This is a genomic window from Rhizobium sp. CCGE 510, assembly GCF_000292525.1.
In the GTDB taxonomy this organism is placed as follows: Bacteria; Pseudomonadota; Alphaproteobacteria; order Rhizobiales; family Rhizobiaceae; genus Rhizobium.
This window is the reverse complement of sequence record NZ_AEYF01000036.1, coordinates 1-7,835: the sequence shown is the minus strand read 5'-3', so window position 1 is coordinate 7,835 and position 7,835 is coordinate 1. Positions and strand designations below refer to the sequence as shown.

General features: G+C 60.7%; 6 protein-coding genes. 5 read left to right on the top strand and 1 reads right to left on the bottom strand.

Annotated elements, in window-relative coordinates; all coding sequences use genetic code 11:
• Positions 1 to 71 precede the first annotated feature (71 nt).
• Positions 72 to 1,382: a xylose isomerase gene (gene xylA / locus RCCGE510_RS16825; protein ID WP_007631842.1), complete on the top strand. Its 1,311-nt coding sequence runs from the start codon at positions 72 to 74 to the stop codon at positions 1,380 to 1,382.
• 81 nt (positions 1,383 to 1,463) lie between these two features.
• On the opposite strand, the gene RCCGE510_RS16820 is transcribed toward xylA, so the two are convergent.
• A complete protein-coding gene (locus tag RCCGE510_RS16820; protein WP_007631841.1) occupies positions 1,464 to 2,495 on the bottom strand; it encodes a LacI family DNA-binding transcriptional regulator in 1,032 nt (343 codons plus the stop codon).
• 169 nt (positions 2,496 to 2,664) lie between these two features.
• Between RCCGE510_RS16820 and RCCGE510_RS16815 the strand changes: the two genes are divergently transcribed.
• The 4 genes from RCCGE510_RS16815 (at position 2,665) to RCCGE510_RS16800 (ending at position 7,721) form a co-directional block, all read left to right on the top strand.
• Entirely contained in the window at positions 2,665 to 4,191 is a 1,527-nt protein-coding gene (locus RCCGE510_RS16815; RefSeq protein WP_007631840.1) for a sugar ABC transporter ATP-binding protein, read from the top strand.
• 59 nt (positions 4,192 to 4,250) lie between these two features.
• Positions 4,251 to 5,255, top strand: a complete 1,005-nt coding sequence (locus RCCGE510_RS16810) for an ABC transporter permease (RefSeq protein WP_007631839.1) — start codon at positions 4,251 to 4,253, stop codon at positions 5,253 to 5,255.
• A 114-nt stretch (positions 5,256 to 5,369) separates the two neighbouring features.
• Positions 5,370 to 6,317: a substrate-binding domain-containing protein gene (locus tag RCCGE510_RS16805; RefSeq protein ID WP_007631838.1), complete on the top strand. Its 948-nt coding sequence runs from the start codon at positions 5,370 to 5,372 to the stop codon at positions 6,315 to 6,317.
• Between the two features lie 351 nt (positions 6,318 to 6,668).
• Positions 6,669 to 7,721 (top strand): sugar phosphate isomerase/epimerase, encoded by a 1,053-nt coding sequence (locus tag RCCGE510_RS16800; protein ID WP_007631836.1) that lies wholly within the window; start codon positions 6,669 to 6,671, stop codon positions 7,719 to 7,721.
• Positions 7,722 to 7,835: the final 114 nt, after the last annotated feature.

Sequence of the window (7,835 nt, the reverse complement as noted above, 5' to 3'; positions counted from 1 at the left end):
GGATGAGGGGGCCTCTGGCCTAGACCAACAACGCAGAACTTCGAAAAGATACGAACCCAAGGAGACCCAAGATGAGCACCGGATTTTTCGGCGATATCCAGAAAATAAAATACGAAGGCCCCGATAGCACCAATCCGCTGGCCTTCCGCCATTACCAGCCGGACGAGATCGTCATGGGCAAGCGCATGGAAGACCATCTGCGCTTTGCCGTGGCCTATTGGCACACCTTCACCTGGCCGGGCGGCGACCCCTTCGGTGGCCAGACCTTCCTGCGTCCCTGGTTCGAGGACACGATGAAGGCCGCCAAGCTCAAGGCCGACGTCGCCTTCGAATTCTTCTCGCTGCTCGGCTCGCCCTATTACTGCTTCCATGACGCCGACGTGCGTCCCGAGGGCAAGAATTTCGCTGAGAACACCAAGAACCTCAACGAGATCGTCGACTACTTCGCCGAGAAGCAGGCCGCCACCGGCACCAAACTGCTCTGGGGCACGGCGAACCTCTTCTCCCACCGCCGCTATATGTCGGGTGCAGCCACCAATCCGGATCCGGATGTCTTTGCTTTCGCAGCCGCGACGGTCAAGACCTGCATCGACGCTACGCAGAAGCTCGGCGGTGAGAACTACGTGCTCTGGGGTGGCCGCGAAGGCTACGAGACGCTGCTCAATACCGATATCGGCCGTGAGCTCGACCAGCTCGGCCGCTTCCTCAACCTCGTCGTCGAATACAAGCATAGGATCGGCTACAAGGGCACGATCCTGATCGAGCCGAAGCCGCAGGAGCCGACCAAGCACCAGTATGACTATGACGTCGCGACCGTCTATGGTTTCCTCAAGAAACACGGACTGGAAAACGAGGTGAAGCTCAATATCGAGCAGGGCCACGCGATCCTGGCCGGCCACTCCTTCGAGCACGAGCTGGCGCTTGCCAATGCGCTCGGCATTTTCGGCTCGATCGACATGAACCGCAACGACTACCAGTCCGGCTGGGATACCGACCAGTTCCCGAACAATGTTCCGGAAATGGCGCTCGCTTATTACCACGTTCTGGCAGGTGGCGGCTTCAAGACCGGCGGCACCAATTTCGACTCGAAGCTGCGCCGCCAGTCTCTCGACCCGGCGGATCTGCTGATCGGTCACATCGGCGGCATGGATTGCTGCGCCCGCGGCCTGAAGGCCGCTGCCAGGATGATCGAGGACAAGGCTCTGTCGCAGCCGCTCGCCGATCGTTATGCCGGCTGGGAATCGGCCGAGGCGCAAAAGCTCTTCCGCGGCGAGTATTCGCTGGATGAGATCACGACCTGGGTCGAGACCAAGGACGTCAATCCGCAGCCGAGATCCGGCAAGCAGGAATTGCTCGAAAACGTCGTCAATCGATACGTCTGATCAAGCGCGCCGGCGGCCAGCGGTCGCCGGCGCAACCCTTTCTGAACGGCTGCGGGCGCTAAGTTCTCAGCCTCTATCGGCTCAACGCTTCGACCAGTTGCGCGACGGCGCAGAGACGGAGTTTCGAACCACCAGATCCGGCCGCAGCAGGATTTCCGTTTCGGTCGGCCGGCCATCGGACAGGAGCTCGAGCAGCAGCGCCATCGCCTGTTTGCCGATCGCCGTTCTCGGCTGGCGGATCGTGGTCAGCGGCGGAGATATGAAGACGGCCTGCGGCACGTCGTCGAAACCAGTCACCGAGAAATCCCCCGGAATATCGTAGCCTCGCGCGCCGAGCCCGACCATGACGCCGATCGCCGTCTGATCGTTGACGCACATGAAGGCGGTCGGAAGCGTGTCGCGCATGAAAAGCTGTTCGACCGCATGCCGCCCGCTTTCGATCGTGCCGTCGCCTTCGAGCACGATCCTCAAGTCCGGCGGGATGCCGGCGGCGTCGAGACCGGCATCGTAACCCATGCGGCGTCTGGTATAGGCAAGCCGGGTGCGCGAATCGCCGATGAAGGCGATCTTGCGATGCCCTTCGGCCAGCAACAGGTCCACCGCTTTCCTGGCGCCCTCGGTATCGTCGACACCGACATAGGGAATGCCGCCGTTGAAAACGGGCTCGAAAACGCCGACGCTCGGCGGCAGCCGCGCAGTCATCGTCTGATGCCCGAAGGGTAGAATGCCGGTGAACAGGATCAGCCCGGCAGCCTGGTTGGAATTCAAGAATTTCAGATATTCCAGGCCGCGCTGGGCGTCGTTCTGCGTGTGGCCGATCAAGATGCCGTAGCCGTGCGCGCGCGCCTCGTTTTCCAGCCCGACCAGAATGTTGGAGAAATTGGGGTCGCCGATATCGGGCGCCACGACCAGGATCATGTTGGAGCGGCCGAGCCTCAGGCTGCGCGCCATGGCATTGGTGGTGTAACCGGTGATGGCGATCGCCTGGTTGACCTTGAGGCGGGTGGAATTGGCGACCTTCTCCGGCATGTGGATTGCCCGGGACACCGTCGCGATGGAGACCTCGGCGATCCGGGCGACGTCTTCGATTGTTGCGGGCGTGGAATTCGACACTGGGCTCTGCCTTGGGGCTGTCTTCGCCGCGACACTACACAGACTTGTCGGGAGGTCAAAGGCAGGCTTCAACTGATCTGTGTAAATCAACGATGTAAACCTTTACACGATGTATGTAAAGGTTTACATAAGGTCCTTAGCGGACGGAGAACCGCTTGGGGAGGATCTGATGACCGTGGAGACTGCCGACACTGCACCCGCGGTGCTGTCCGCCAGGCGCATATGCAAATCCTTCAGTGGCGTGCAGGTCCTCTTCAGCGTCAATTTCGATCTCCGCGCCGGCGAGATCCATGCGCTGATGGGCGAAAATGGCGCCGGCAAATCTACACTTGTCAAGGTATTGTCCGGTTTCGAACAGCCGAGTTCCGGCGAGATCCTGCTCGACGGCAAGCCTGTCGTTTTGCCACCCAATGGCGCTGCCGAGGCGCTCGGCATCGTCATCATTCACCAGGAGTTCAACCTAGCCGAACATCTGACCGTGACGGAGAGCCTGTTTCTCGGGCGCGAAGTCACGCGCTTCGGTGTGCTCGACCGCAAATATATGCGTTCGGAGACACGCAAGGTTCTCGACCTGCTTGGGTCGCATGTCGATGAGAATGCGCTGATCAGCACGCTTTCCATCGCCGACAAGCAGATGGTTGAAATCGCCAAGGCAATCAGCCGCGATGCGCGGGTCGTGTTCATGGACGAGCCGACCGCCGTATTGTCGCGGGAAGAAACCAGTATGCTCTTCAGGCAGGTCCGCAAGCTGCGTGACCAGGGCACCAGCTTCGTCTTCGTGTCGCACAAGCTCGACGAAGTGATGGAACTGACCGATCGCGTCACGGTGCTGCGCGACGGCCAGTGGATCAAGACATCGCCGACGTCGATTCTGGATGGAGAATCGATCGCGCAGCTGATGGTCGGCCGCGAACTGTCGAGCCTCTATCCCGCCAAGGTCGAGCCCGATGTCGACGAGGAGGTCGTTTTGAGTGTCGCCTCGGTGTCGACGGGCTATGTAAGGAATGCGAGCTTCGAGGTGCGCAAGGGCGAGATCATCGGTTTTTCCGGCATGATCGGCTCCGGCCGCACCGAACTGATGGAAGCGATTGCCGGATTGCGCACCCGTCTCGAGGGTGAGGTGGTCATCAAGGAGGAAGCGGTTGCCTCCGGGGACGTGCATGCCGCCAATCGCTGCGGGCTCGCCTATATGACCAAGGACCGCAAGTCGAAGGGCCTGCTGCTGCGCTCCGGCATGGTGACTAATTTGACGCTGCAATCGCTCGGCAGGCATTCGCGCCGGGGCTATCTCAGCCCGGGCAGCGAAGCGGCCGCGATGGCCAAGGCCAAGCGCCGCTTCGACATCAGGGTTCGCGACGGCAATATCATCGCCGGCCGGATGTCGGGTGGAAACCAGCAGAAGCTGCTGCTGGCCAAGGTCATGGAGACCGAGCCCGACATCATCATCATCGACGAACCGACGCGCGGCATCGATGTCGGCACCAAGCAGCAGATCTATCATTTCATCTCGGCGCTGGCTCGGGATGGCCGCTCGATCATCATCGTCTCGTCGGAGATGCCGGAGGTCATCGGCCTCTGCACGCGGGTGGTGGTGATGCGCGAAGGCCATATCGTCGGTGTGCTCGAGGGCGATGAGATTTCCGAGCAGGAGATCATGCGTTACGCCGCCGGGCTGAAGAAGAAGGCGGCGGCCTGAGCGCCGAAGCGGACAGATAAGATGCCCAAAAAAGATGGGGCGGGAGGTTGGTTTTGGAAATGAGTGTCAACGAGGAGACCAGGGAAATCCGGCGCCGATCCTGGCGGGATGTCGATCTGCGTGCGGTTGCGCCTTTCGTCGCCCTGGCGCTGCTTCTGATTGTCGGAGCCCTGGTCAATCCCAATTTCATCGGCATCACCAACCTTGCCAATGTCGCGACACGCAGCGCCTTCATCGCCATCATCGCGGTCGGCGCGACCTTCGTGATCTCGGCAGGCGACCTCGACCTGTCGGTGGGCTCGATGGTGGCTTTCGTTGCCAGCCTGATGATCCTGCTGATGAATTCGGGCGCCATCGAAAACCCGGTCCTGATGCTGACGGTTGCGGCTGTTTTCACGATCGTCGCCGGTGCGCTATGCGGCTTGGCGAACGGCCTGATCACCACGGTGGGCAAGATCGAGCCCTTCATCGCCACGCTCGGCACGATGGGCATCTATCGCGGTCTGACGACATGGCTGTCGCAGGGTGGCGCGATCACGCTTCGATCCGCCGATATCCAGACGCTTTATCGTCCTGCTTATTTCGGCACTATCGCCGGCGTGCCCGCGCCGATCGTGGTAATCCTGGCAGTAACGGCGGTTGCCGCCTTCATCCTCTACCGCACCCGCTACGGGCGCCACGTCGTCGCTGTGGGATCAAACAGCGATGTCGCCCGCTATTCCGGCATCGCGGTCAATCGCGTCAGGACGATCGCTTTCGTCATCCAGGGGCTGTGCGTCGCCATTGCCGTATTGCTCTACGTTCCCCGTCTCGGCTCGACGTCGGCGACGACCGGCATCCTGTGGGAGCTGCAGGCGATCACGGCCGTCGTCGTCGGCGGCACGGCGCTGAAGGGCGGCGCCGGCAGGGTCTGGGGGACGATCTGCGGCGCCTTCATTCTCGAACTCGTCGGCAACATCATGCTGCTTTCGAACTTCATCAGCGAGTATCTGATCGGCGCCATCCAGGGTGCGATCATCATCATCGCCATGTTCGTGCAACGCTCGCTGGTGCGCAAATCATGAGTTGACGCGGTTTGCTTTGACCAAGCTTGCAATTGACGACCTTGCAATTGACCGGGCTTCAGGGCGTCCGGTCCCGATATGGAAAAGTCCCTGAAATTATTGGGAGGAAATAGCATGCATAGACTGATGTTGGGCTTGGCGGTTGCGGCGGTGACGTTCGCCGGTGCCGCTCACGCCGAGGACAAGAAATTCACCATCGGCGTCTCCATTCCGGCCGCCGACCATGGCTGGACGTCGGGCGTGGTGTTCCATGCCGAACGCACCGCCAAGCTGTTGATGGCCGAGCATCCCGGTCTCAACGTCATCGTCAAGACCTCGCCGGACGCCGCCAGTCAGGCAAACGCCGTGCAGGATCTGGACACGCAGGGCATCGACGCCTTGGTCATTCTGCCGTCGGATCCCGATCCGCTCGTCAACGCCATCAAAGAAGTCAAGGGCAAAGGCAAGTTCGTCGCCCTCGTCGACCGCGCGCCGTCGAGCAACGACAACTCCGTGCGCGACCTCTATGTCGCCGGCAACAACCCGGCTCTCGGCGAAGTCGCCGGCAAGTACATCAAGGACACCACGCCTGATGCGCAGGTCGTCGTCATCCGCGGCCTGCCGATCCCGATCGACCAGCAGCGCCAGGACGGCTTCGACAAGGGCATTGCCGGCTCGAACGTCAAGGTTCTCGACCGCCAGTACGGCAACTGGAACCGCGACGATGCCTTCAAGGTCATGCAGGACTACCTGACCAAGTATCAGAAGATCGACGTCGTATGGTGCCAGGATGACGACATGGCCGTTGGCGTTCTGCAGGCGATCGAGCAGGCCAAGCGTACTGACATCAAGTATGTCGTCGCCGGCGCCGGCTCCAAGGACATGGTCAAGAAGGTCATGGACGGCGACAAGCTGATCCCGGTCGACGTCCTCTATCCGCCGGCAATGGTCGGCACGGCCATGGAGCTGACGGCGGCAGCGCTTTACGATCAGCTACCGGTTCACGGCAGCTACATCCTCGACGCGACGCTCGTCACCAAGGACAATGCCAAGGACTTCTACTTCCCGGATTCTCCGTTCTGATCCATCGCCCGAATACCTGCGCCCATTCGAAAGAATGGGCGCATTTTCGTGGTTCTATACCGCAGTGCTGCTGAGAATGCTGCACGTACCTCTTGCCCGGCAAAGCCCATCATGATTAGGTCGCGCCATTCGCTTCCGGCCTCGGGCCAAATCCGCTGGCTACTGCATAATTCCTTAAATCGGAATCGATTTATGGATAAAATTATGCAGCGATTCTAAGTGTTACAGCGTCCTTTGCGCGTCTTTTCAGACGCGCGGCGCTGTAAGGTAAGGAGGCGCCTTGCGCCCGCCAAATTGCGTGTTACAACACTTCAGAAACGTTTACGGTCGATATTCAGGGAGGAATCTGACATGAAGACGATCAAAGGGCCCGGCCTTTTCCTTGGCCAGTTCGCGGGCGATGCCGCTCCTTTCAACTCGTGGGACGCAATCACCAAATGGGCGGCCGACATCGGTTACAAGGGTGTCCAGGTGCCGACCTGGGCCGGCCAGCTGATCGATCTCAAGAAGGCCGCCACATCCAAGGATTACTGCGACGAATTCGCGGGCAAGGCCCGCGAAAACGGTATCGAGATCACCGAACTTTCCACCCATCTGCAGGGCCAGCTCGTCGCCGTGCATCCGGCCTATGACGAAGCCTTCGACGGGTTCGCGGCCCCAGAGGTGCGCGGCAATCCGAAGGCGCGCCAGGAGTGGGCGGTCGAACAGGTGAAGATGGCGCTGACGGCATCGAAAAACCTCGGCCTGAAGGCGCATGCGACCTTCTCCGGCGCGCTTGCCTGGCCGTTCATCTATCCCTGGCCGCAGCGGCCGGCAGGCCTGGTCGAGACCGCCTTCGACGAACTCGCCCGCCGCTGGACGCCGATCCTCAATCATGCGGACGAAAACGGTATCGACGTCTGCTACGAGATCCATCCCGGCGAGGATCTGCACGATGGTATCACATTCGAGATGTTCCTGGAGCGGGTGAAGAACCATCCGCGTGCCAACATGCTCTACGATCCCTCGCACTACGTCCTGCAGTGCCTCGATTATCTCGACAACATCGACATCTACAAAGACCGCATCAAGATGTTCCACGTCAAGGATGCGGAGTTCAATCCGACCGGCCGCCAGGGCGTCTATGGCGGCTATCAGGGCTGGGTCGAACGGGCCGGCCGCTTCCGCTCGCTCGGCGACGGCCAGGTCGATTTTGGTGCGGTGTTCTCGAAGATGACGGCCAATAATTTTGACGGCTGGGCTGTGGTCGAATGGGAATGCGCGCTGAAGCATCCGGAGGACGGCGCCCGCGAAGGGGCCGAATTCGTTGCCGCCCACATCATCCGCGTCACCGAAAAAGCCTTCGACGATTTCGCCGGCAGCGGCACGGACCAGGCGGCCAACCGGCGGATGCTGGGGCTTTAGCCTTTTGGCCCGGTGACGCCGTCACCGGGCCATGTCCTTTGAATATTTTCTCCCCGCTGGGGAGAGGGAATCGATTCTAGGAGCAGACAATGGCAATCGAAACATCCAACAAAC

What these genes read in the sequence shown, in the direction of transcription:
- xylA (WP_007631842.1), top strand. Translation starts at nt 72, where the DNA reads ATGAGCACCGGATTTTTCGGCGATATCCAGAAAATAAAATACGAAGGC.
- RCCGE510_RS16815 (WP_007631840.1), top strand. Translation starts at nt 2,665, where the DNA reads ATGACCGTGGAGACTGCCGACACTGCACCCGCGGTGCTGTCCGCCAGG.
- RCCGE510_RS16810 (WP_007631839.1), top strand. Translation starts at nt 4,251, where the DNA reads ATGAGTGTCAACGAGGAGACCAGGGAAATCCGGCGCCGATCCTGGCGG.
- RCCGE510_RS16805 (WP_007631838.1), top strand. Translation starts at nt 5,370, where the DNA reads ATGCATAGACTGATGTTGGGCTTGGCGGTTGCGGCGGTGACGTTCGCC.
- RCCGE510_RS16800 (WP_007631836.1), top strand. Translation starts at nt 6,669, where the DNA reads ATGAAGACGATCAAAGGGCCCGGCCTTTTCCTTGGCCAGTTCGCGGGC.